The sequence below is a fragment of the Planctobacterium marinum genome (assembly GCF_036322805.1).
In the GTDB taxonomy this organism is placed as follows: Bacteria; Pseudomonadota; Gammaproteobacteria; order Enterobacterales; family Alteromonadaceae; genus Planctobacterium; species Planctobacterium marinum_A.
Genome location: NZ_AP027272.1, coordinates 4,277,085 through 4,301,507, shown reverse-complemented (window position 1 = coordinate 4,301,507; position 24,423 = coordinate 4,277,085). Strand labels below are relative to the sequence as shown.

Below are 24,423 nucleotides of genomic sequence, written 5' to 3'. Positions count from 1 at the left end.
TAATAAAGAGAGTTTCTGATGAGTAGTAAACCCATTGTATTAAGCGGCTGCCAACCTTCCGGGCAATTGACTATCGGCAATTATATGGGCGCCTTAAAACAATGGGTGAGCATGCAGGAAGATCACGACTGCCTTTATATGTTGGTAGACTTGCACGCCATTACCGTGCGTCAGGACCCCAAGCAGCTTTATGAAGCCTGCCTTGATGGTTTAGCGCTGTATGTGGCCTGTGGCATCGATCCTGTTAAAAGTACTTTGTTTATGCAGTCGCATGTGCCGGAGCACGCCCAACTGGCCTGGATCATGAATTGCTACGCTCAAATGGGTGAGTTGAATCGCATGACCCAGTTCAAAGATAAGTCAGCGAAGAACGTCAATAATATCAACGTGGGCTTGTATAGCTATCCGGCACTACAAGCCGCAGACATTTTGTTGTATCAGGCGAATAAAGTCCCGGTAGGCGAAGATCAAAAACAGCATCTGGAGCTCACTCGAGACATCGCCACTCGTATGAACAATTTATACGGCGATCTGTTTACACTACCAGACCCTTATATTCCTGAATTTGGTGCGCGCATTATGAGCCTTCAGGAACCCACCAAAAAAATGTCCAAGTCGGATGATAATCCCAATAACTATATTGGTTTATTAGAAGAGCCTAAAAAGCTGGCGAAAAAAATAAAACGCGCAGTCACCGATTCAGACGAACAAGCCCGTATTTATTTTGACGTGGCTGAAAAGCCCGGCGTTTCTAATCTGTTGACCTTGTTATCTTTGTCCACCGGACGTGCTGTGGCGGATTTGGTACCGGAATACGAAGACAAAATGTATGGACACCTCAAAACGGATGTCGCTGATGCCGTTGTGGCGTTGGTGGAGCCAATTCAGGAAAAATTCAAAGCCTTGCGGGAAGACCGAGCTGCCCTTGACGCCATAATGAAAAGCGGAGCCGAGCGCGCTTCTGCCAGAGCCGCTGAAACCCTGGCAAAAGTGTACGATGCCGTGGGCTTTATAAAGCGTCCTTAATCAGGTCTTCTGACAGCACTGTAATTTCGTTTTTTAACCACATCACGGCGGGATCTAATTCCGCCGCTTGCCACCAGTAAAGATGAATGCTGATCTGTGGTAACTGTAATGGCAGCGGTAAAATAGTCAGTGGCAGGTGAGTTGCAAACTGACGCGCTGCGGTTTCCGGTGCTGTCATGATCAAATCCGTATTGCATACCACTTGCACGGCACCATAGAAGTTTTCACAGCGCAGTACCACATCCCGTTTTAAGTTTGCTGCGGTTAAGGCATTGTCTACGAGATTAATGTCTGAATCTTTCAACGCGGCTACCACATGTGGCCATTTTTGATAGTTCTCGAGATCGCATTGCCTCGTAATCGCATGGCCTTCGCGGCATAACAAAACAAATTTGTTTGTACCTAGTTTTTGATTGTTTATGTTGCCTGGCATGGCGATCAGTGAGTCCAATGCCAGGTCAATCTCCCCATTGTTTAGTGCAGAGGCAAGGTATTTTGGCTCAACGTTGTGATTGCGCAGGCGCATTTGTGGGGCGATTTGTTGCAGCCTGGCCACCAGGGCCGGAAAGTAAAGTGCTTCCAGGATATCTCGCACGGCAATGTTAAAGGTGCGTGGTCGCTTCCCAGGTTGCCACTGAGTGTTAGCCATGAGCGTGTTTTGCAGGGTGTGCAAGCTACTCTCTACATCGGCAATGATACCCTGACAGTATTCGGTGGCGATCATCTGGCGTCCGTGGCGCTCGAATAACCTGTCATTAAAGTGTTCCCGCAACCGGGCCAAAGCATGGCTCACTGCCGGTTGCGTCAGATGCAGTTTATCCGCGGCCTTGCTCACCGAACCTTGTTGATAAATGGTTAGCAAAACATGGAACAGATTATAATCAATACTATGCATAAGATTAATTGATGAGGATGAATATTCATCATTTGAGTTTATCTTGCTGGAATATAAAATCCAATCAGTTTAAAAAATGAGCGGAGTATGTAATGTCTCAAAATCAAACTACTATCGAAAACATGACTATTGGCGCGGAGCAATACGTTGTGCCACAGCCGCCAGTATTTGATGATCCTATACAGCAGCGGGAGTACGATAAAGTGCGTTTGGCAGCGGCCTTTCGAGTATTTGCACTGCAAGGGTTTGACGAAGGGCTGGCAGGGCACATCACCGTGCGTGATGCCGTGGAAAAAGATACCTTTTGGGTTAACCCATTAGCGGTACATTTTCGCCATATTAAAGCCAGTGATCTGGTGCGAGTGAGCCATCAGGGGGAAATACTCGAAGGAAAGCACGCCATCAACAACGCTGCGTTTGCCATTCATTCTCGTATTCACATGGCGCGGCCCGATGTTAACGCGGTTGCTCATGCCCATACTCGTAATGGCAGAGCTTTTTCGGCACTGGGCCAAAAACTGGCACCTATTTCACAAGATGCTTGTATGTTCTATGAAAATCACGGTTTGTTTGATCACTTTACAGGTGTTGTAGCCGATTTGGATGAGGGCGACCTCATCGCCGAGGCACTTGCTGACAACCTGGCGGTAATCTTACAAAACCATGGACTACTAACCGTTGGTAAAACCGTGGATGCCGCCGCGGCAAACTTTGTTTTGATGGACAGTTGCTGCGAAAGCCAGCTTCTGGCACAAGCCGCTGGCGCGTTGAAACCCATCCCCCATGAAATTGCCGTAAAAACGCGAGCCATGAATGCCAACGATTTAGTAACCTGGGGTAACTTTCAACCTCTATATCAGATCGTTCAAGCTCAGGACGATAGCTTTAAATATTAATGCGCTAAAGCTTTGCAACAGTAAAGCATTTGACATACCACACCATACGGGTGAGGGTAGTTCAAAAAGAGAATAACAGGTGAACAATGCAAGACTCAGTCTTAACACAGGTATTACTGCCGCTAATCCTGGCGGTAATTATGTTCGGGATGGGGCTGAGTCTCACCAAAGCGGACTTCGCTCGCTTGTGGCGCACGCCCAAGCCAATATTGGTGGGCTTGATTGGGCAAATTCTATTGTTGCCAGCGTTGGCCTTCGCCGTTGCCATTTTATTTAATTTGTCTGAAGAGTTGGCCATTGGATTAATGATCCTGGCTGCCTGTCCGGGTGGCACTACTTCTAATGTGATTAGTCATCTGGCCAGAGCCAATTTGGCTTTGTCAGTATCATTGACTGCCGTAACTACCGTGATTTGTGTCTTTACCACGCCTTGGATTATTCAATTTGCCATCCTGCAATTTAGCAGTGCTGAAGCACAATCGTTTTCATTGTTAAAAACTTCTATTGGCCTGATGGTGTTAACTCTGGCACCGGTTTTGGCGGGCATATGGTTTCGCTCCCGCTGGGAGCAAACGGCATTATCCATTGAGGGGATTTTTCGTAAAATATCATTGATTTTTATGATTGTGCTGATCATCGCTATCGTGATCCAGGAGCGCGACATGTTAATGAGCTCTTTTGATAAGGTGTTTTGGGCCACCATCATTTTAAATTTTGCCGCCATTGGCACCGGGATCCTGTTGGCCCACCTAAGCGGATTGGCGTTCAGGGAGCGAGTTACTTTGGGCATTGAGGTGGGGGTGCAAAATGCATCGATGGCCATACTCATCGCCATCACTTTCTTATCCAGTCCGGCATTTGCTACTTCTGCTGGTGTTTATGGCGTGACCATGTATATTGGCTCAGTATTTTTAGCCGCTTGGGCCAAGAAAAATGCTAAGCGGCTCGGTGATTAGGGCTTACTAAGTGCGGAATCGCCCCACTTCTTGCTGCAGGTCGGCCGCAATTTCGGCAAGACCTACCGCTGAACGGGCAATTTCATCGGATGCCTGACATAGTTCAGTTGATGATTCTCTAACATGCTCGACATTGCGATTGATTTCGTCACAGGTGTACTTTTGTTGCTCGCTGGCAGAAGCCACCGCAGAATTCACCGAAGCCAACTGGGTGATTTGTTGGTTTAGTTGTTGCAGAGATTGATTAACGCTCTCCACCAGTTCAATACCCTCTTCGGCAGAATTGGAGGCCCTGCCCATGGAACTCACAGCATTATTGGCTACAGTTGTCAGCTGTGCGATCTTACCCTGAATCTCCACCGTGCTTTCCTGTGTACGAGAAGCTAAATTACGCACCTCATCGGCTACCACGGCAAAACCGCGACCGTGTTCGCCCGCTCTTGCGGCTTCTATTGCAGCGTTGAGAGCCAATAAATTGGTTTGATCCGCAATACTGTTAATGACAACCAATACTTCGTTGATATTTTCCACTTCAGTTTGCAATGTTTGCAGGGTATTGGCAGATTGAGTGACTTCCTGTACCAGAAGTCCTATGTTCTCACTGGTTTGGGCCGCTCTTTGAGAGTTTTTTTCGGTATTTTGTTTCGCTTCAGAAGTGCTGTTGGCTGCGAGCACGGAATTTTCAGAGACTTCCTGAATCGCTTGATTAAATTGCTGAATAGACAAGGTGACTTCTTCGGCATCTTGCTGCTGACCCTGCGCAGCTTGATTGGTTTGTTCCGTAGTGGCGCTCAATTCAGTACTCGCAGATGAAATCATTTCAGCACTTTGTTTCACAATGCTGATAATTTTACGGATCTGTTCAATGAATTGGTTAAAACCATTGGCTATACGATCTATTTCAGGAATACCCGATTCAGGGATGCGAGTGGTCAGATTGGCATCTTCTGAAGTTAAGGCTTGAAACTCATCACTGATTTTCAGCAGTGGTTTGATGAGCATTTTTGCCAGGTAAAAGGTGAGAACGACGCTGGCCGCGATCATCAATGCGGTGACCAGAGTGCTGTAGCCCCATATTTTTGCTGTGAGTTCATGAGTGGGAGCGAAGGCTTCCTCTTCGTCGATTTCTGCCAGGATGCCCCAAGTGTAAGGCCCTACCTCAACAGCTGCATAGGCCGAAAGCACTTTCACTCCGCGGTAATCTTCAATTATTTCGAATCCACTTTGCCCTCTAAGCGCTTTATTGGCGCCAGAAGTCCTCACCGGCTGTAGGGCAATACTGGTGTTTTTGAGTTGAATCTCACTGGCCACCTCAGCATAACCTCGACTTTTTAAGGTGGCGAGATAGGCTTTTTTGTCTTCCACCCAAAAGCGACTTTCGTTTCTCAATGTCTGATCTTCACCGATTAAATATATCTCGCCACTGTCACCAAAACCGCTATCCTGCCATTTTTGCTCATGGGTCATGATGTCATTCAAGCGACTGATGGGCATTTGAAATATTAGCACTGCCGAGACAGTACCTTCATCATACACCGGGGTGGCTATGAAACTGGCAGGGTTATTATAAGAGGGCAGATAAGCCTTGAAATCGGTTAACCAGGTTTGTCCGGGTTGAAGATTCACGGCTTTGTTAAAAGCCTCAGCGATACCGCTTTGAGCATAGGGACCACTGCGCAAATTTGTGGCAAAGTCCAACTCCTTAAATACGCTGTATACCAGGTTGCCTGTTTGGGCATCAACAATGAATACATCGTAGTAAGCAAAGGTCTCCAAAAATACCTTGAAGGTTTCATGGTAAGTGGCATGCACTTTGGCATATTGAGTACCGTTATTTAGCTCATACAGGCGGTCTTTGTTACCTAATGGGTTGGGGTTTTGCACAATAAAGTCATGTTGTAAAAGTAGTGCGTTTTCGCTTAAACCACTTAGCATAGCTGTAGTATTAGCGCTATCATTGTTTTGGAGTTGGTATTCAGATTGGAACTGGTTCTGGTAGTAATTACTTACTTTGCTGACGATTTGATTGTCAAATGCTCGCTCGTTTGAATAGCCTTCGAAGGCTGAAATAAATTCTCGACTGGCGTCCAGCACCGTTTTATTGGTTGCCAGTGCGGTCAATTGCCCTTCGATAGTGTGGAAGTAGTTTTCTATTTCCCCTTTAACGAGTGAGCGTTTGGAGACTAAGTCCTTCTGATATTGATCCAATAAGGCCTCGTTCATCTCAGCGATAGAAAGACTTGAATTAATAGTGACGTTGGTGAGTAATGCGACAAAAACAATTAGTGCAATAGCAGAAACCAGCCTGGATTGAAGAGTCATAAACTTTCCTTGTTTAAAAAATAACCTAATGTGGCAAGTTGAGATTCTAGATGGAGATCAGAACACGATGCAAATACATTGCGAGAATAAGATAACAAATATTGTATTAAACTGTTAATGGGGCAGCTTTCCAGGCAAACTGTGAACGCCTGTTGAACATATTCATTAATTCTTTGGACCCTATGGTTTCTGTGCTTGATTTTGTGCGCTTAAAGCTGTTTAATTCCGCAGTTTTGTTGGCCTGATACCCTGATATGCGAATTCTGCTGCTGGATAATTTTGATTCTTTTACTTTTAATTTAGCGCGCTATTTTGAAGAGCTGGATTGTGAGGTGGAAGTTGTGCGCAACAATCAGATCACCGTAGCTGAGGTGCGCCGTTTAAAGCCAGAATTGATCGTCATTTCACCTGGGCCTTGTTCCCCAGATGAAGCCGGAATCTCATTGTCTTTGGTCGACGAATTAGCGGGGAGTGTTCCCATTTTTGGTGTTTGTCTCGGACATCAGGTGATCGCACAAGTTTTTGGTTGTCAGGTAGGGCGCGCATCAAAAGTAATGCATGGCAAAGTTTCTGAGATTAGCCATACCGGCCATCAAATGTTTTGTGGAGTACCTGAAAAGTTTGCAGTAACCCGCTATCATTCATTGGTAGTAAGTGAAACAACTATACCGAAAGAATTTGAGATAAGTGCTGTTGTCCACAGTTCAAATTCTGTTGCTCCGGAAGTGATGGCCATTGCTCACAAAGCGTTACCTTTGTGGGGAGTTCAGTTTCATCCAGAGTCGCATTTGACTGAACACGGCCACCAGATTTTACAAAATATACTTAATTTATCGCAGGGCGGGTCATAAGCCGGGCTGCGATACTGTGAGCCAATCTGGCTTCTTTATTACAACACCTAAAAGCTGATACTGAGAAACGGAATGAGCGACGCGCAAGACATTCGCACAGACATAGACAATCGATATTACCACCTGCTTATGGGATTGCAGACCGGGCAGGAAGCGGCTGGCATCGAAGTAGAAGGCAAGGTCAAAGCTGAGCATTCAGAACAGCACAATTCCAGACGCAAACTGTTGGATGTGGAGCGTATTGCGATGCGCGATAAAGAGCTGAATCAACGCTCTAAACTGCATTATCTGGAAAACATCAGTACCATCGTACACGAAGAAGTGTGCGACAGAATGCAAAAGAAAATAGATAACATTGATGATTTAAGCCAAAACGTATTGGGCATGGATGATGGTCTGGCCGCAGTTTATGATGCCCTCGCTATTAAAGCTGCTTCAATTGCAAAGATAGAGCCCACCATCGCCGCCATTCCTTGGTTGACTAAAGAGCTCATGGACCTATCCAACAGTCCGAAATATCGAAAAACCGATAGATTAGGCAAAGTTGTGCGCTTTGAAACGCTACGCATGACTTTAAGCTTTTTCGGTATTGAAAATCTGAAGTTATTGATCCCCATGCTGACGGTACAACGCTGGATCCCTAAGGTTACCGACCCTTATCCGGCCTTTAAACAAAAGCTGTGGGAGCAGGTTATTGCTACCGGTATTAGTTGCCGGAAGATTGCCGAATTTGGCAAGGTGGATCCTTTTCATGCCTATCTGGCAGGCATGTACCATGAGCTAGGTAAAATCGCCATCACAAAAATGTTTTTCAAGTACTTCGATAATGTGCAACAAGAAGCCATGATGGAAGCCCATAAAGAGCAAAAGCGCGAAGAACACCTTGCCTTGCAAGACGTAAAAATCGATCCCGATGTCTGGTTGGCAATGATGTGGAATCAGTCATATCAAATTGCTGCAAATGCCGTCCAGCACATGAACATGAAACGCGTGCCCATTTTCCAGGGCATGCAAGAACTGGCTGATAAAACTCCTTTAGTTGAACGCTCACCGCTTGGACGTGTTCTGGAACAAGGGCGCTGTTATGCTCGATTCAGAGTGCTCAGAAGCTATAAATTGCTCAATATCGAAGATGCCAAGAAATACCTGATTTCCTGCCGGATGCCAAAAGGTGCAGTTGCTGCGCTGAAAGATGTTGATATGCGCCAAATCGCTTTAAGCTTTGGTGAGGATTGAGCAGGTTAAGCTCATTTTGGCCAGCAAAATACAAGGTTTTTCCGCAAACTTCCCCCATATAGCAAAATATTCTAAAAAATAAGAATTCAGTTCTATATAAGAGTGAGTTGTACATTAAAGTGTCAGAATGGGCGGTTTCTGATGGTTTTTTGTAACTCTGTCTCGAAACTTTCACATACTTATTCAGTTTCTATGCAATTTTAGCGTAGCCCTTTAAATACAAAGGTTTGACCACCGTAATTGAGAAGACAAGAGGCTGCTTTTCTGGAATAATGCCGTCTCTTTTTTCACGGTGTATTACCGAATTACTCTACAGGAGGCAATATATGAATGTGACTCGTGAAATGTTTGCTGATGTCATGGTCCCCAATTACAACCCGGCAGCAATGGTGCCTGTGCGTGGTGAAGGTTCAAAAGTTTGGGACCAGGAAGGCAACGAGTACATCGATTTTGCTGGGGGGATTGCAGTTAACGCATTGGGGCATTGTCACCCGGAAATGGTTGCTGCATTGAAAGACCAGAGTGAAAAGCTTTGGCACCTAAGTAACGTTTTTACCAACGAACCCGCTATCCGTTTAGCTAAGAAGCTAACCGATGCCACATTTGCAGAGCGTGTCTATTTCGCCAACTCAGGTGCGGAAGCAAACGAGGCGGCACTTAAATTGGCGCGTCGCTGGGCCTTAGATCACCACGGTGAGCACAAAGACCAAATCATCTCTTTTAAACAAGGTTTCCACGGTCGTACTTTCTTCACGGTAACGGTGGGCGGTCAAGCGGCTTACTCTGATGGTTTCGGTCCTAAGCCGGGGGCCATTGAGCACGCCACCTATAATGATCTTGAAAGCCTTAAAGCCATCATGAGTGAAAAAACTTGTGCGGTAATGATGGAGCCTCTGCAAGGTGAGGGCGGTATTATCTCTCCAACTGCTGAGTTTGCGGAAGGCGTAAGAGCTTTGTGTGATCAGCACAATGCCCTGTTGATCTTTGACGAGGTGCAATCAGGTGTTGGTCGTACTGGTGAGCTGTATGCCTACATGGGCTTGGGCGTAACGCCTGATATCCTGACTACGGCAAAAGCGCTGGGCGGCGGCTTCCCTGTAGGTGCCATGTTGACCACAGCAAAAATCGCTGAAAGTTTAAAGCCAGGTACTCATGGTAGTACTTACGGTGGTAACCCTCTGGCTTGTGCAGTAGCTGAAAAAGTGTTCGACATCATCAATGACCGCGAATTGCTGGACAACGTAAAGCGCAAAGAGCAATTGTTCCGCGACGGTTTAAATGCTATCAACGACAAATACCATGTATTCAGCGAAATCCGTGGCAAAGGGTTGTTATTGGGTTGTGCACTGAACGAAGATTATGCTGGTCGCTCAAGAGATTTTCTGGTTGCTTCTACTAAGACTAAGTTGATGTGTCTGGTTGCCGGTGCCAATGTTGTGCGTTTTGCACCGTCATTAGTGATCCCTGATGAAGATATCAAAGAGGGTCTGGCGCGTTTTGAGCAAGCAGTTGCTGCAGTGGTTAACGGCCAGGAATAAGTCCTATGGTGATCATTCGTCCTATTACCTCAGATGATTTTCAGGCGCTCTATGAGATTGCCGAAGAGTCCGGTATTGGCTTTACGTCATTACCGGTAAACGAGGAAATTATTCGCAAGCGCATAGAACACGCCGAAGCTTCCTTTGCTAAAGAAGTAAGTAAACCTGGCGTGGAAGATTATCTGTTTGTAATGGAAGATCCTGAAACCGGGCGTGTTTTAGGCACAAGTGGTATTGAAGCAGCAGTGGGTATGGACAATACCTTCTACTGCTATCACTTGGGTATGGTGATCCATGCTTCCAGAGAGTTAAACATCCGCAATGAAGTGGGCACGCTAACTCTGTGTAACGATTACACCGGCGCGTCTGAAATCTGCACTTTGTTTTTGCGTGAAGATGCGCGCAAAGGCGCCAATGGTCGCTTTTTGTCGAAGTTTCGCTTTTTGTTCATCGCGGAACACCGCCAGCGTTTTTCCGATACCATTATTGCGGAAATGCGCGGTGTCAGTGATGAAGATGGTAATTCGCCTTTCTGGCAATGGTTGGAAGAGCACTTCTTCTCCATGGATTTTCCCACTGCGGATTATCTTACCGGCATTGGTCAAAAGGTGTTTATCGCGGAATTGATGCCTAAGTACCCAATTTATGTGAATCTGCTGAGCAAAGAAGCACAAGCGGTGATCGGTCAGGTGCATGAGAAGACCAAACCGGCACTTAACTTGCTGTTGAGTGAAGGATTCAGCAAAGGCGGGTACGTGGATATCTTTGACGGCGGTCCAACTGTAGAAGCGAATGTGAACTATATTCGCACGGCGCAGGCCAGCCGCAACTTACCGATTGAAATTGACAGCACTTTGAGTGGTGTAAAAGACAGTCACTTCGTTATTAACACCCAGGTTAAAGACTTCCGTGGTGTGATGACAGCCGTCAAAGTCAACGAAGAAAAAGACGTTGCCCGAATCTCACCTGAAGCGGCTAAGGCGTTAAACCTAAGCGCAGGTGAGCACATTCGTTTTGCTCCGATACATTTAGGAGAATAAGTATGTCTGAACAAATACATTACATCGGCGGCCAGTGGGTTGCTGGTGAAGGCCACGGAGTTAACTCTGTGGATCCGGCTAAAAAGCAGGAAATCTGGAAAGGCAGTGCAGCCAGCAGTGCTCAGGTAGATGCCGCTGTCGCTGCCGCTCGCAATGCATTCCAGAGCTGGCAACACGTGAGCTTTGATGAGCGTGTTGCTATTGTTGAAAAGTTTGCCGCTTTGTTGGGCGAGCACAAAGCTCGATTGGCAAAAGTGATCGCTATGGAAACCGGTAAGCCTGAATGGGAAACTGCCACTGAAGTGGGCGCCATGATGGGGAAAGCTGCGATTTCCATTAAAGCTTATAACGAGCGCACCGGTACGGTAGAAAACGCCATGCCTTTGGGCAAAGCGTTTATTCGCCACAAACCTCACGGTGTGGTTGCGGTGTTTGGTCCGTATAACTTCCCTGGCCATTTGCCGAATGGTCATATTATTCCGGCCCTATTGGCAGGCAATACTGTGGTATTTAAACCCAGTGATTTAACCCCCATGGTAGCGGAAGAAACCGTAAAACTGTGGCAAGAGGCGGGTTTACCAGCAGGTGTGGTCAATTTGATCCAGGGGCATGTTGAAACCGGTAAGGCACTAGCTTCTCACAATGGTATCGATGGCCTGTTTTTCACTGGTAGTTCTCGCACGGGTAAGCTGTTGCACGAACAATTCGCTGGTCATCCGGGCAAGATTCTGGCGCTGGAAATGGGCGGCAATAACCCACTTATCGTGAAAGACGTTGCTGATATCGATGCCGCTGTGCACGATATCGTGCAGTCAGCCTTTATCACCAGCGGCCAGCGTTGTACTTGTGCGCGTAAACTGTTTTTACAAAACGGTACGCAAGGTGATGCTATCTTAGCGCGTCTCATTGAAGTAACGCGTAACATCAGCGTGGGTCATTACGACGCCGCTGAGCAGCCTTTCATGGGCGCTATGGTGTCTGCTCAAGCCGCTGGTATGATGGTGCAAGCGCAACAGCAGTTGTTGGATTTGGGTGCCACATCGCTGGTGGAACTGACTCACACTGATACTGACAGTGGTTTTGTCACCCCGGGTATTGTTGATGTCACTTCGATTATCGACACCATGCCAGATGAAGAGCACTTCGGACCATTGCTTAAAGTGGTGCGTTATGATGATTTTGACGTTGCCATTGACCATGCAAACAATACCTCATTTGGTTTATCTGCGGGCTTGTTGGCGGATAGTGAAGCAGATTATCAGCACTTCTTCAGCCGTATTCGAGCTGGTATCGTTAACTGGAACAGACCCATCACCGGGGCCAGCAGTGCCGCACCTTTCGGTGGTATTGGTGATAGCGGTAATCACCGCGCCAGCGCCTATTATGCTGCAGACTATTGTGCCTATCCGGTAGCATCAGTGGAATTAGAGAAAGTTGCTATGCCTGGTACGTTAAGTCCAGGTCTCAAATTCTAAAAGTCTGATTTAAAATACATTTTACTAAAGTTATGCTCATCGCTTCGGCGATGGGCTTTTTCTTGTTGTTTGTGATTTGGAAGTTGTTTAAGAACCACTATGAATAAACTCGATACCCTATTTGCCAATCTTTGGCAGGACTACATAAATATCACCCCTTCTGCCCATAAAATCCATGATCTGTTGGGTATGCACGGCGAGATCGTTAACGATCACATCGCGCTGCGTACCTTTAATCTGGAAAAAGTAAACCTGGACAAGATCTCTGCCCACTTCACCAACTTGGGCTACGAAGAAAAAGGTCAATACACCTTTGAGCAGAAAAAGTTACGCGCCAAACACTTCGAGCACCCAGAGGCCAACCGCCCTAAAGTATTCATTAGTGAATTATTGGTAGAGGAGTTTTCCGAGCAGTTACAAGCCACGGTAAAATCTATGGTGGATCAAATTGATACTGCCGCTGTTGCTGCTGAAGGATTTGTTTATTCTGGTGTCCATTGGCAAATTAGTAGTGAGCAATACGACGCGCTGCTACAAGAATCTGAATATGCGGCCTGGATGGCGGCGTGGGGATTCCGTGCCAATCACTTCACGGTGAGCTCTAACCATCTTGATGCTTTAAATCAATTGGTAGACATCAACGATACCCTGAAAAATGCCGGTTTTGAGCTCAATACCTCTGGTGGCGAGATCAAAGGTGGCGAAGAGGTGTTGTTAGCACAGTCTTCCACCATGGCTGATCAAGTTGCGGTTAAATTCAGCGACATCGAACGTGTCATTCCTAGCTGTTTTTATGAATTTGCGCAGCGCTATCCAATGTCAAATGGTCAGTTGTATCAAGGTTTTGTAGCAGCTTCTGCTGATAAGATCTTTGAAAGCACCAATGCCCGTAAATTAGATTCTTAACTACGCTTCTGACGAATATCCAAGGCGACCCCATACTGGTGTGTCGCCTTTTTGCTTTTTAGGATTCCGATTAGTTTAGCTCTTTATCCACCCAAAACTTAGTGCCTTTGATAGTAGCCTGAAAGGCCAATCCGGTTTCGGTAAAGGTATAAACTGTGACATCCCCATAATAGGCTTCACCTTCGACTGAGCCGCCTTTATCGCCCGCTTTTGCCGCAGCATCGGCATTACCACCGAAGGTCCAGCCAGACTCGATAAAGCGATTAAGTGCCTGCTCGTTGTGGAACACAATTACGATGCGGTAGTCTTTAGCGCCAAAACCCAGTCCAACACCACCTTCGGCCATATTCATGTAGGTGTGCTTGCCGGTGCGCATGTTTTTCGCCACACCGTAACCGCCGCCCGCTGCTACAAAGATGATGTTGATATTAGCATTAGAAAACACGGCATAACCTGCTGCAGAGTTTATTTGGCTGCGCGTGTCAGGCTTTTCTTTGAATAGCTGAGTCAGTACCTGGTCTTTCATTTGCAGTACTTTTTGTCGTTTTTCGGCCACCGTTCCCTCTGAGGAGGTAGCGGCACAGCCAGTGAGCATTGCTAAAAATAGTACCAACACCAAGTTTCGTAAAATAAGCATAGTGACTCCTTTGTTTTGTCTGCTTCACTGTAGCAACTACTTTGTTAAGTCTCGAATTTCAGACATAAAAAAAGCCCCCATTTGGGAGCTTCTTCACAAGATTTGTTTATCTTATTCGCCGTCTACGGCAACAGATAAAGTACCGATACCGGCCTCAGCAGCCTGGTCTAGTACACGCACTACGATACCGTGTGGTGCCCCTTTAGCTGCTTTAACAACTGCAACATCGGTCTCAACTTCTGCCAGGTAATTCTGAATGTTAGCGTTAACACGCTCAATATCAACCAGACGGTTGTTCATGTAAATCTGACCTGTTTCGGTGATCAGAATACTCACTGCATCAGATTTGTTCTGCTGTTGCTGCTGATTATCTTTAGGACGTTGAACTTCTAAGCCTTTCTCTTTCACAAATGAGGTTGTTACGATAAAGAAAATCAACATGATGAATACGATATCCAACATGGGTGTCATGTCGATATCAGCTTCGTCTTCTACTGTTTTATGCTTCTTGGCCATTTAATTACTCCGTATCCGCTCATTTGGGAAATACATTCGATACGATTTGTGTCGCTATCATTATCATTGTAGACACATCATTCGCCACTCAGTGGCGGAAGACTTCCAACTATAGCCTGGTAAGTCTTTAGCTGCTATTAAAAATACATGCTTCCCACAAAAAATAAACCGTTTTGTAACAAAAATCATGTGCTTGCTGAATTTATAAGCAATATTAGCAGACTATTTTTCGCTGCGCTTCCATGCCCATGGCTAAAATTACCGGATCAGCTTTTTGTCTTTCAATAAAGCTGGCCTTATCGGTTAAATCGTACCAGTTATGGGCGATGAGCGTTTGGGCTACGGCGCCGCCTAATGTGGCTCCCGGTCCAGTGATAATCAAAGCATCAGGAGCAAACTCTTTGATACTCACCTCAATGGCTTTGCTGAAGTTATAAGTTTCCCGAACCTGAGTGCCCAAGGTGTAATCGTATAAGTCTGAAACTTCTGTACTGTGGGGTTGCCAGATAGTGCCTTCACCATCGATTAACGGAATGTCAGGCGCGCCAAATAGATTTTTACTTAACTGCTGTTGCCCTTTGTTGGCAATGTCATTCATCAATGGCGTATGAAAGGCCGCATGATTGAATAAGCGCATCGGGTAGCGATTCTCCAATTCCGGTAGGTGCTGAGCAAGTGCCTTAAGCGCTGCTTCATTGCCTCCGAACACCATGTAACCACCGAGTTGAATGGATGCATAAAGTTCGCACTCTGCTTGCTGATTGATTATTTCAATGGCGTTTAGAACCAATGCGAAACGTTCGGGACAATGTTGCCAGTTGTCGTCCACGATAGGATAAATCGCCTGGCCACCAATCAGCCCATTAGTCATCATGGAGCCCATGGTATTGATGAGTTTTGCGCCATTTTCGTGATTGATGGCCCCCGCCACCGCACAGGCGATGTACCAGCCCATGGAGTTTCCGGTAACTGCAACGATATCGTACTCATCGCGATTGATATCTAAAAAGTCACCGCGAGCACAGGCGTAGATCAGCGACGAGGCATTTTCGCCCGCAGTGTGTTGGCGCATGTTGTATTTTTCAGCGCCATCCAGTTCTGCAATGGTGAGCTGGTTGCGGGCTTTTCTGTCGGCATCAATCACATCAATCATGGCTTGTTTGTTGGCGTGATATCTCGTCAGATAACCCAATTCTTCTTTGTTGTATGTGCCGCGACCCGGACAGATCACGATCGCGCGTTTTTTATTGCTCATGTGGTTTACTATCCTGTCAGGAAACTTGTTTTAAAGGCGCACTATTATCTACCAAAGCCATTGCCGCTGATACGATACCTTGTTTGTCAGGTAATACTTCATAGGAGGCACTGCCAAGTGGAATAAAGCTATCATCAGCCACCACTCGAGCCACTTTTTTCGTGAGCTGATATTGCTCTCTGGCTTCTTGAAGTGCTGTGACTATCTCTTCACTGATGGAGCCTGTTTTACGACATTCATCCACCACCAATATGTGTTCACAATCGGCGATGGCTTCAATAATGGCTTGCTCGTTAAGCGGGGCTAACCAGCGGATATCCACAATACGGGCTTCGATGCCTTGTTCCGCTAATTGTTTTTCTGCCTGGCGCGACAGGTAATAACCATTGCCGTAAGAAATGATGCCTAGCTTCTTACCTGTGCCGAATACAGCGGGCTTGCCCATTGGCGTTTCAATCGCCTGTTCCGGCGCCGGATATTCAAAAGTCCAGAGGCCATCACCGTCTTCGTGCAGGTCTTTGCGCATATACATGGCAATCGGCTCCAGGAAGATTACAACGCGTTGTTCTTCTTGCGCCAATCGCACAGATTCCCGCAGCATGTGGGCGGCATCTTCGCCGTTAGAAGGACAGGCCACAATGAGTCCGGGAATATCCCGAAATACGGCGAAGGAGTTGTCATTGTGGAAATGACCACCGAAGCCCTTTTGATAAGCCAGCCCTGCGATTCGTATCACCATGGGGTTGGCGAACTGCCCATTGGAGAAAAACGGTAGTGTCGCGGCCTCTCCTCTGATTTGGTCTTCAGCATTGTGTACGTAAGCCAGAAACTGGATTTCCGGAATGGGCAAGATGCCATTGTGTGCCATACCGATAGCCAAACCCAGAATCGACTGTTCGTCCAGTAAGGTATTGATAACACGAGAATTACCAAACTTTTCTACAAGTTTGCTGGTGACACTGTAAACACCACCCTTACGGCCAATATCTTCGCCGCAAAGTACGATATTAGCTTGCTGATTCATCAGGTCCATTAAGGTCCAGTTGATGATTTTGGCAAGGTGCTGCTTTTTACTCAGGTTGTGTTTCTCATGCTTAAACAGTTGTTCTCGAGGCTGGTTTTCAGCGAAATCGGGTATCGAACGCTTTGCTGGCACCAGAGAATCCATCACCTGCTTAGCCGAGGTTAACCGCGGTCGATTACCGGCGCGTTCTGCGATGGCTTCAATCCGCGCTTTAAGCGAAAGGTATATGTTTGTGATCTGTTCGGCGGATAAAACTCCGTTCTCAGTCAATAAACGAGCACTGTGCAACAGCGGATCCTGGTGCTCAATAGCGTCGATTTCAGCGCCCTTGCGATAGGAGAATTCACTGTCTGAGCCGGCGTGTCCCAATAACCTGACTGTGTGAAAGTGCAAGAACACTGGCTTGCGTTTTTCGCGAGCTATTCTGACCGCTTCGCAAGCTTTTGCGTAAGTATCTGTCAGGCTCAAGCCATCACATTCAATATAGGTGAGCCCGGGTCTTTGACTAAAGTTGGCTTTTATCCAGCCTCCGGGGGTTGGCGTCGAAATACCAATACCATTGTCTTCGCATACAAAAACGATGGGCATGGGAATGGACTGAAATGCCGCCCAGCAAGTGGCATTAATCGCCCCTTGTGCCGTAGAGTGGTTGGCTGAAGCATCGCCAAAATTACACAAGATCACACCATCGTCTTGCAGTGGGCCTTCCAGTTGCAATTTGCGTTTCAGGGCAATACTAAAGGCCGCGCCGGACGCCTTGGGCAAATGAGAGGCGATGGTACTGGTTTGTGGTGGGATAAACAGGCTCTTACTTCCCAGCACTTTGTGTCTTCCACCAGAGGTGGGATCTTCACTGGAGGCGGCAAATGACAATAACATGTCGTATAGTGGCGTTTGCCCCTTCACTTGCTTGGCACGTTGCACCATAAAAGCACCACTGCGATAGTGCAAAAACGCCATATCATCATGGCGAAAGGCTTTACCATAAGCGGCATTGCCTTCATGGCCCGCGCTGCCTATGGTGTAAAAGCTCTTGCCTTGCTTTTGCATTTTTCGGGATTGTAAATCCAGCAAGCGGCTCATGATTTGAGTTTCAAACAAATCTACCAGGGCTTCATTGGTTAAGCCCGATTCGGCAATACTTGTATGGGAACGGGCAGTGGGGTACTGACCCTGTTTGACGGCATCGAGGAACTTGTCTTCGATTAACTGATTGCGATCCAACATCTTAATAGGCTCATTTTCGGGATGAATTGTCTCGTGGATGATGTATTGAGCCTCAGGTGACAAGGATTTACTGCTACCATTCAGCTCTGTCGTTAGGTGCAGATTTTTTCTGCTTATTATTTTTATGTGCCGTAAGTTAAAGGATTGCCCGGCACAAGCCGGGCGGGCACAGCGTTCAGGCTTTATTATTGTTATTGCCTGACGTTCTTAACTCGTTGCATTGTTGGTGTTAACCAGCGAATGCTTGTAATCCGGTTTGTGCTCTGCCGAGAATCAGGGCGTGCACATCATGGGTGCCTTCGTAAGTATTAACCGCTTCGAGGTTCATCACGTGACGGATAACGTGGAACTCATCGGCAATACCGTTGCCGCCGTGCATGTCACGAGCGACACGCGCAATATCCAGTGCCTTGCCACAGGAATTACGCTTGATAAGGGAGATGGCTTCAGGCGCGAGTTTATTTTGGTCCATCAGGCGTCCTGCCATTAAACAAGCGCTTAAGCCAGTAGTGATTTCAGTTTGCATGTCCGCCAGTTTTTTCTGGATAAGCTGTGTGGCGGCTAGTGGTCGACCAAATTGCTCTCTGTCCAGGGTATATTGACGCGCAGCATGCCAGCAGAACTCTGCTGCACCTAACGCGCCCCAGGCGATACCATAGCGAGCTTTGTTCAGGCAGCCGAAGGGACCTTTAATGCCTTCTACGTTAGGCATTAGGTTTTCTTCCGGAACAAACACACCGTCCATCACAATTTCACCAGTAATGGAGGCTCTTAAAGAGAATTTACCTTCAATTTTGGGTGCAGACAGACCATCCATACCTTTTTCCAAGATAAAGCCACGCACGACACCGTCGAGTTTGCCCCATACAACGAATACATCAGCAATCGGCGAATTGGTGATCCACATCTTGGTGCCTGTTAAGCGATAACCACCGTCTACTTTTTCTGCTCGTGTGGCCATACTGGCAGGATCAGAGCCTGAATTAGGTTCAGTTAAGCCAAAACAGCCTACCCATTCACCGCTGGCCAATTTAGGTAGATACTTATCACGCTGAGCTTCTGAACCATAGGTATAAATGGGGTACATCACTAAGGATGATTGCACACTCATGGCACTGCGATAGCCAGAGTCCACACGTTCAACTTCACGGGCAATCAGGCCGTAGGCCACATTGTTAACTTCGGCGCAGCCATATTTTTCTGGCAAGGTGCAGCCCAACAAGCCCAGTTCACCCAATTCGTTCATAATTTCACGGTCAAAGTGTTCGTGGCGGTTGGCCTCAAGCACTCTGGGCATCAGGCGTTCCTGACAGTACTGATGAGCACTGTCGCGAATTAAGCGCTCGTCTTCCTCCAGAAAAGAATCTAATAACAACGGATCTTCCCAACTAAATGCAACTTTGCTTGACGAACTCATGGTATATCTCAGTGATGTAATCAAAATGTTAATGGGCGCTAGTGTAAGCCGAAAGTAAGATAAATAAAAAATATATTTTATTGAGGTTTGATATAGGTAAAATCTATATCAAAATGGTTTGTTCCAATAGAGGCTAAATAATGGACTTACGTGCTTTACGCTATTTTGTGGCGGTAAGAGAATCCGGTAGCATTAGTGGCGCTGCCAGACGCTGTTACGTGGCGCAGCCTTCCATTTCCTCCTCCTTGAAACAGCTAGAAGATACGGTTGGAAAATCGCTTTTCAGTCGGCATACCCGGGGGATGAAAGCAACGGAAGCGGGAGAGCAGCTTTATCCTCTGGCCAAACAATTACTGGGCCAGGCCAGTGCGATTGAAGAACTGTTTAAAACGGAAACTCGCAAGATCCCCTTCCGGCTGGGGGTTGTAAGGGGGCTTGGTGTGCAGCGCATGAGTCAAATCTTGCAGAAGTTTACCGCTGAAAATCCAGGGATTGAGTTGACTCTGGTGCCGCCAGAAGAAGAATGCGACGCCCGAATTATCAACGAAACCGGGTTGAACACTGGCGAGCAATCACAGTTCATGTGGCAGGAAACTTTCCAAATTGCTTTACCTGCAGGGCATCCGCTAACCCTGAGAAAAGAATTGTTATTGGCTGACCTGCATGGCCTGGCTTTTATTCAAAGGCTGCCTTGTGATGCTGGGCTGGCACTGCAAAATAAACTCAACAGTTCAGGGTTTAAAGTGGATGTCCGGGCGCGTATTCAAACCATTGAATACGCCATCGGCTTGGTCAAGGCTGGGGTAGGCTGTGCCTTATTACCCAACTATAAAGAAATTATTGCTGATACAGAGATGCAGTTTCGAAAAATCAAAGGGGAGCCTTTTTCAAGACATATCGTGCTGGCCTGGCAGCAAGACTCGGGTATTGTGAGTTCTCTGGCAGAGATAGCGCAAGGTTGAGTTATCTTTGTTAGGGAGGTTCCCCTAAGGCTCCATTTCGGCCATATTGTGGGAAACAAATAATATGTAGGTCGACATTTATGTCGACAAGGTAAGCACGCGCAAGCGCCGTTGCTCGAATGAACTCTGACCTAAATTCAACTGGCAACGTTAAGCCCTGTACGGAGCATTAAACTTCAGTGCTTTGACATTATTTCTTCTTAGGGGAGCTCCCCTAAAACCCCCTTTTGCCCAGAGCGCGAGACAACATAAGCCTCAATTGAAGAACCTGAAAGACCGACAATGATGGCACGTCCCTGTGCCAGCATTGCCTGAGATAACGTCCCTGTTCTCTCTCTTTCAGGTTTATTCTTCACTTTCGACTTATCTCGCGCATGGGCAAGGTGCGTATGGACTTCGAACTGAACAATTGAGGAGAATTTAAATTGTGAGGGAAACTCCCAGATTGGAATGAATGGCTTTGACGATTGTGGGTTGTCAGACATCCTCAATTGACACAGTTGACTACAACTCTCTGATTTACCTTTATACTTTACAAAAAAGTAATCAGAAGAGAATCTCATGCCCAGAGCGAGTGCCTACCACATTCTGGTAAAGACTAAAGAAGAAGCTGAAAAGCTTAAGCAACAATTGAGCAATGGCGCTAACTTCCAGCAGTTGGCCAAAAAGCATTCTATCTGCCCCTCCCGCAAACGCGGAGGCGATTTAGGAGAGTTTAATCGTGGTGATATGGTGAAAGCTTTTGACGATGTTGTGTTCAAAAAAGCCTTGTTGGAAGTGCATGGCCCGGTAAAAACCAAATTTGGCTTTCACTTGATTAAGACTGTTTATCGGAGTTAGTGTCTGACAAAATTTGGGACCATTGCTCAATCCCATTTTAAGAAAATTCGAGGTTCCCAATATCGGGAATACCGTCTCGTTGTGTTCCTGTAGTTGGTATTAAATAACTTCAGCACTGAATCCTTGTCCTTCAAGCCAGATAATGGCACTTTCCTCATCGCTAAACATGCCGAGACGTATATCCGTCTTTTTATAAATACGTTCAAATTGTTCTTGAACCATGGCTTCAATGGTTGTGTCACCTGTAATCAAAGCACCGATAGCCATTCCTCTCTCTGCTCGCCACTCTATGGATTTCTGTAATTCCAATTCTGCTTGCCTCGTGAGTATTGCAGGTCCGTGCAAATAACCTAAAAATGCCCATTTTTTCTCTTGAAACTGAGAAACGACCTCCATCATATCCTTGTTGTATCTCTCAATCGCTTCCCGGCTGGCTGTTCCTGCAGCTGAAACAGCAACGATGTTTCCCAAAACCGCTATCTGGTATTGTCCGTGCCTGCTTTTTAATTTCGCATTTGGGTTTGAAAACAATTTCATCGCAAGATTTGACTACATCGACCTTCATACAACTATAGATGTTAGTTGCTCTTTCTGCTCATTCTGAGTAAGCGGTTGAACGTTAGTTTCTATTCAGATTAGGTTTAGGTTAACTGAATATACTAGACACTATAGAAATCTCCAGTTTCTATTGTTCCTGTAGAAAGTTCCTTGATATCTTTCCTTCATTTGCAGAGTTGCTTTACAACTCTGCATTTTTTTTATTGTATCTACGTTTCTCGATTATTACTCATTGCACATCCCCACAGAGGTGTTATTTTTAGCCCTCAACACTGAAATTTAAATAGGGAAGAGCCGTGATGAAGGTATTGATGTTAAGAGCCGTAATAGTGACCAGCGCTTTGTTGCTGGTGTCGGGTTGTAGCCTGTTTGGCGAAAAGGTACAGGTTCCGCCGGCACATATCGGTAAAGTACTCACTAAAGATGGCTATAAAAAGGATAACTATGGTCCCTCTCGGTTTCGTTTAGATCCCTGTTTTGCCTATTGTGATTCCCTCGTGTTATTGGAAACTTCCGACCAGCCGGTAACCGAGCGCTTTGCCTTGTTCATGCCCAAAGACCAATTGAATATGGGTTTTGACCTGCGCATGACTGTAAGCGTAGATGATGCCCAAATCGATAATATCTACAAACGCGTTCCGGCTGAAAAGGGCTTGATTTCCTTTAACAAGATTTATGTTACCTATGCTCAGCCTATTATTCGGGATGTCGCCCGTCAGATAATGGCCAAATACACAATCAATGAGGTTGCCAGTTCTCGTGAGCGGTTGAGCGCTGAATTGCAAAACGCTATTGGTGAAGCGCTCAAGGCCGCGCCGCTCAAACTGAAACGATTGGGTCTGGCTGATGTGCAATTCCCGGAAATAATTACTAAAGCGAAAGAGCAAGCCGCTGAGCGCAGGGAACAAATCGAACGGGAAAAAGCCCAGTTTGAAATCCAAAAAATTCAGCAAGAACGAGAGTTGGCCCAAGCGCAAATGCAGCGTGCCATCGACCGTGAAAAAGCCGAAGCCACCAAAGAAGTTAATGAGATTCTGGCTAAGTCCGTCACTGATAAGTATTTGTCGTACCGTTCTTTGGAGGTTTTAGAGAAAATGGCGGAGTCCAAGAACAAGGTGTTTGTGCCTGTTGAGGCACTGGGTTCCTTAGGTTTGCAACAGGCGGTATTTGCCGAGCAGGTTAAACAAACCGCGAAAAGTAAAAAGAATTAGGTGTGATTATGGATTCGATTATTGAAGCCATTCCGGAAATCGTGATTGCCTGTATTGTTGCAGGCCTGTTTTATCTGTTAACTAAAGATAAGCTTAGCGCTAGTGCTCGCAACAGGTCAGTATTGGTTTTTGCAGCACTGGTATTGGTATGGCTGATAATGCTGGCTCAAAGTGATTCTGTTCCGGCTCAACTCCATGTGGAGGAAACCTCGCCGGATTACCAGCAGCCATTAGCAGAGATACAGGATACCTCGCCGAAGACACTTTCAGCGGAAGAATCTTCAGCTCGCCTTGAGGCTTTGCGGGAGGCACAAAAGGAAAATACATCCCTGGAACCGTCCTCGGATGCTTCGGAATTAGATACCGAGTCACATGAGAATGACGACACGGATAATGGATAACAATTCTGCACCCTGTTCAATCATGTGCGGATTTTGCTCTAAGAACTCGCATTCAAAGTTTTTTTAATCCTTTACTAAACTTATCTCGTACTTGTTATCAATATTTTTCGAGGTGGTGATAGTGGAAACTGAAGTGCTGGCGAATATTCACAAGGAGGCGGGGTTCGATGTCTTTCGCAATCTGGCGGGAGATTCTTTAGGCAGAGTGCTGGAGTTATTTGTCCTGAATACGTTTGATTCGTTACTGATCACCACACCGGAAGTGCAGGATCACAAAATCCTGTACGCCAACCCGGTGTTCTGCAAGATGACCGGCTATGAACTGGATGAGCTGTTGGGAAAACGCCCATCAATTCTCTCGGGAGAAAAAACCAGTCCGGAGGTGATTGAGCGATTAAAACACAACTTACGAAATGGTGAGCCCTTTTATGGTGCCACGGTAAATTATCGAAAGGATGGCAGCGAATATTACGTAGAGTGGAATATTCATCACGTTCGAGATGATAACGGCAAAACCTTATTTTTTGTCTCTATCCAAAAAGACCTGACTAAACTCAAAACCACCTTAGACCGACTCAAACACCGCAGTGAAAACTTCAAAAGCTTTCTGACCGAACTGGTTGAATATGAATCAGACGAAATGGATATTGCCGAGTTGGCTACTCAGAAAAGAGCATCCGAAGAAAAGCAGCTAAAGTCTGATGCCAGATTGTTTACCAAGGGGCTGCGCAGCGAAGCGCGGGAGGCTCAGTTCGGTGACGAATTTTTTGATTTTGACCTGGATGAACCCGGGGTTTTAGTTAGTACGAGCTCATCGGCTAAGCTCTCAGCCCAGCAGTTCCTAACCCAAACCACAACTCGCCAAACAGATATCAATACACTGGGTGAATGCATTGACGATTTACTTAACTTCTGTGAGATTGCAAAAAGCAAGGACGAGGACCTTATTGATGCTGTCGATTTATTTACCGAATTTCAGGCAATAGGTAACACACTTTTCTATATCGAAGAATTTACCGAACTGGGTACCACGATTTCGGAATTACACCTGAAATACAGCGCTGATGAGGGATTACTGCCAAGTGCTTTATTACCGGTTGTGGAAGGTATTGGTAAGGATTTAAAAAACTGGTACAACGGCATTTTTATAGAGCAAGAGGTTGAAGATATTCATTGGCTAGATCCCAGTCTGGTGGGTTCCTGTCGTCAGTTATTGACCATGCTGGCATAGTTT

23 protein-coding genes are annotated in these 24,423 nt (G+C 46.3%); 14 read left to right on the top strand and 9 right to left on the bottom strand.

Annotated elements, in window-relative coordinates:
• The first annotated feature begins 18 nt into the window (after nucleotides 1-18).
• Nucleotides 19-1,026, top strand: a complete 1,008-nt coding sequence (gene trpS, locus AABA75_RS18885; RefSeq protein WP_338294285.1) for a tryptophan--tRNA ligase — start codon at nucleotides 19-21, stop codon at nucleotides 1,024-1,026.
• On the opposite strand, the gene AABA75_RS18880 is transcribed toward trpS, so the two are convergent.
• Nucleotides 1,010-1,921 (bottom strand): LysR family transcriptional regulator, encoded by a 912-nt coding sequence (locus AABA75_RS18880; protein WP_338294284.1) that lies wholly within the window; start codon nucleotides 1,919-1,921, stop codon nucleotides 1,010-1,012. The genes trpS and AABA75_RS18880 overlap by 17 nt on opposite strands.
• A 92-nt stretch (nucleotides 1,922-2,013) precedes the next feature.
• Here AABA75_RS18880 and AABA75_RS18875 point away from each other — a divergent pair, with 92 nt between their 5' ends.
• Together AABA75_RS18875 and AABA75_RS18870 are read left to right on the top strand one after the other, a co-directional pair.
• Complete coding sequence (locus AABA75_RS18875; protein WP_338294283.1) at nucleotides 2,014-2,817, top strand: class II aldolase/adducin family protein; 804 nt, start codon at nucleotides 2,014-2,016, stop codon at nucleotides 2,815-2,817.
• Nucleotides 2,818-2,903: 86 nt separating this feature from the next.
• Entirely contained in the window at nucleotides 2,904-3,773 is an 870-nt protein-coding gene (locus tag AABA75_RS18870; protein WP_338294282.1) for a bile acid:sodium symporter family protein, read from the top strand.
• 6 nt (nucleotides 3,774-3,779) lie between these two features.
• Here AABA75_RS18870 and AABA75_RS18865 read toward each other — a convergent pair whose 3' ends face one another.
• The gene (locus tag AABA75_RS18865) at nucleotides 3,780-6,095 is read right to left on the bottom strand and encodes a methyl-accepting chemotaxis protein (RefSeq protein WP_338294281.1); all 2,316 of its coding nucleotides are present in this window, start codon (nucleotides 6,093-6,095) and stop codon (nucleotides 3,780-3,782) included.
• Between the two features lie 254 nt (nucleotides 6,096-6,349).
• On the opposite strand from AABA75_RS18865, the gene AABA75_RS18860 reads away from it, so the two are divergent.
• From AABA75_RS18860 to AABA75_RS18835, 6 genes are all read left to right on the top strand, one after another.
• Nucleotides 6,350-6,946 (top strand): anthranilate synthase component II, encoded by a 597-nt coding sequence (locus AABA75_RS18860; RefSeq protein ID WP_338294280.1) that lies wholly within the window; start codon nucleotides 6,350-6,352, stop codon nucleotides 6,944-6,946.
• 72 nt (nucleotides 6,947-7,018) lie between these two features.
• Entirely contained in the window at nucleotides 7,019-8,182 is a 1,164-nt protein-coding gene (locus AABA75_RS18855) for an HDOD domain-containing protein (protein ID WP_338294279.1), read from the top strand.
• 326 nt (nucleotides 8,183-8,508) lie between these two features.
• Nucleotides 8,509-9,720, top strand: a complete 1,212-nt coding sequence (locus AABA75_RS18850; RefSeq protein WP_338294278.1) for an aspartate aminotransferase family protein — start codon at nucleotides 8,509-8,511, stop codon at nucleotides 9,718-9,720.
• A gap of 5 nt (nucleotides 9,721-9,725) precedes the next feature.
• Complete coding sequence (astA, locus tag AABA75_RS18845; protein ID WP_338294277.1) at nucleotides 9,726-10,760, top strand: arginine N-succinyltransferase; 1,035 nt, start codon at nucleotides 9,726-9,728, stop codon at nucleotides 10,758-10,760.
• A gap of 2 nt (nucleotides 10,761-10,762) precedes the next feature.
• Nucleotides 10,763-12,235: a succinylglutamate-semialdehyde dehydrogenase gene (gene astD / locus AABA75_RS18840; RefSeq protein WP_338294276.1), complete on the top strand. Its 1,473-nt coding sequence runs from the start codon at nucleotides 10,763-10,765 to the stop codon at nucleotides 12,233-12,235.
• A 99-nt stretch (nucleotides 12,236-12,334) separates the two neighbouring features.
• A complete protein-coding gene (locus AABA75_RS18835; protein WP_338294275.1) occupies nucleotides 12,335-13,141 on the top strand; it encodes a DUF1338 domain-containing protein in 807 nt (268 codons plus the stop codon).
• A gap of 70 nt (nucleotides 13,142-13,211) precedes the next feature.
• Here the strand turns inward: AABA75_RS18835 and AABA75_RS18830 are convergent, their stop codons facing one another.
• The 5 genes from AABA75_RS18830 to AABA75_RS18810 form a co-directional block, all read right to left on the bottom strand.
• Nucleotides 13,212-13,778, bottom strand: a complete 567-nt coding sequence (locus AABA75_RS18830; RefSeq protein ID WP_338294274.1) for a YSC84-related protein — start codon at nucleotides 13,776-13,778, stop codon at nucleotides 13,212-13,214.
• A 111-nt stretch (nucleotides 13,779-13,889) separates the two neighbouring features.
• The gene (locus AABA75_RS18825; protein ID WP_338294273.1) at nucleotides 13,890-14,294 is read right to left on the bottom strand and encodes an ExbD/TolR family protein; all 405 of its coding nucleotides are present in this window, start codon (nucleotides 14,292-14,294) and stop codon (nucleotides 13,890-13,892) included.
• Between the two features lie 214 nt (nucleotides 14,295-14,508).
• Entirely contained in the window at nucleotides 14,509-15,549 is a 1,041-nt protein-coding gene (locus tag AABA75_RS18820; RefSeq protein WP_338294272.1) for an ACP S-malonyltransferase, read from the bottom strand.
• A gap of 16 nt (nucleotides 15,550-15,565) precedes the next feature.
• Nucleotides 15,566-17,800 carry a dehydrogenase E1 component subunit alpha/beta gene (locus AABA75_RS18815; RefSeq protein WP_338294887.1) on the bottom strand — a complete coding sequence of 745 codons (2,235 nt, stop codon included), beginning with the start codon at nucleotides 17,798-17,800 and terminating at the stop codon, nucleotides 15,566-15,568.
• A gap of 229 nt (nucleotides 17,801-18,029) precedes the next feature.
• Nucleotides 18,030-19,217: an acyl-CoA dehydrogenase gene (locus tag AABA75_RS18810; RefSeq protein ID WP_338294271.1), complete on the bottom strand. Its 1,188-nt coding sequence runs from the start codon at nucleotides 19,215-19,217 to the stop codon at nucleotides 18,030-18,032.
• Between the two features lie 140 nt (nucleotides 19,218-19,357).
• Between AABA75_RS18810 and AABA75_RS18805 the strand changes: the two genes are divergently transcribed.
• Entirely contained in the window at nucleotides 19,358-20,179 is an 822-nt protein-coding gene (locus AABA75_RS18805) for a LysR family transcriptional regulator (protein ID WP_338294270.1), read from the top strand.
• A 200-nt stretch (nucleotides 20,180-20,379) separates the two neighbouring features.
• Here the strand turns inward: AABA75_RS18805 and AABA75_RS18800 are convergent, their stop codons facing one another.
• Complete coding sequence (locus AABA75_RS18800) at nucleotides 20,380-20,664, bottom strand: hypothetical protein (RefSeq protein ID WP_338294269.1); 285 nt, start codon at nucleotides 20,662-20,664, stop codon at nucleotides 20,380-20,382.
• Between the two features lie 76 nt (nucleotides 20,665-20,740).
• Between AABA75_RS18800 and AABA75_RS18795 the strand changes: the two genes are divergently transcribed.
• Entirely contained in the window at nucleotides 20,741-21,019 is a 279-nt protein-coding gene (locus tag AABA75_RS18795) for a peptidylprolyl isomerase (protein WP_338294268.1), read from the top strand.
• Between the two features lie 99 nt (nucleotides 21,020-21,118).
• Here the strand turns inward: AABA75_RS18795 and AABA75_RS18790 are convergent, their stop codons facing one another.
• Nucleotides 21,119-21,556, bottom strand: a complete 438-nt coding sequence (locus AABA75_RS18790) for a hypothetical protein (RefSeq protein ID WP_338294267.1) — start codon at nucleotides 21,554-21,556, stop codon at nucleotides 21,119-21,121.
• A 320-nt stretch (nucleotides 21,557-21,876) separates the two neighbouring features.
• On the opposite strand from AABA75_RS18790, the gene AABA75_RS18785 reads away from it, so the two are divergent.
• The 3 genes from AABA75_RS18785 to AABA75_RS18775 all read left to right on the top strand — a co-directional run bounded on the left by AABA75_RS18785 (nucleotide 21,877) and on the right by AABA75_RS18775 (nucleotide 24,420).
• Nucleotides 21,877-22,788: an SPFH domain-containing protein gene (locus tag AABA75_RS18785; RefSeq protein ID WP_338294266.1), complete on the top strand. Its 912-nt coding sequence runs from the start codon at nucleotides 21,877-21,879 to the stop codon at nucleotides 22,786-22,788.
• Between the two features lie 8 nt (nucleotides 22,789-22,796).
• Entirely contained in the window at nucleotides 22,797-23,189 is a 393-nt protein-coding gene (locus tag AABA75_RS18780; RefSeq protein ID WP_338294265.1) for a hypothetical protein, read from the top strand.
• Between the two features lie 121 nt (nucleotides 23,190-23,310).
• Nucleotides 23,311-24,420: a PAS domain-containing protein gene (locus tag AABA75_RS18775; protein WP_338294264.1), complete on the top strand. Its 1,110-nt coding sequence runs from the start codon at nucleotides 23,311-23,313 to the stop codon at nucleotides 24,418-24,420.
• Nucleotides 24,421-24,423 lie beyond the last annotated feature (3 nt).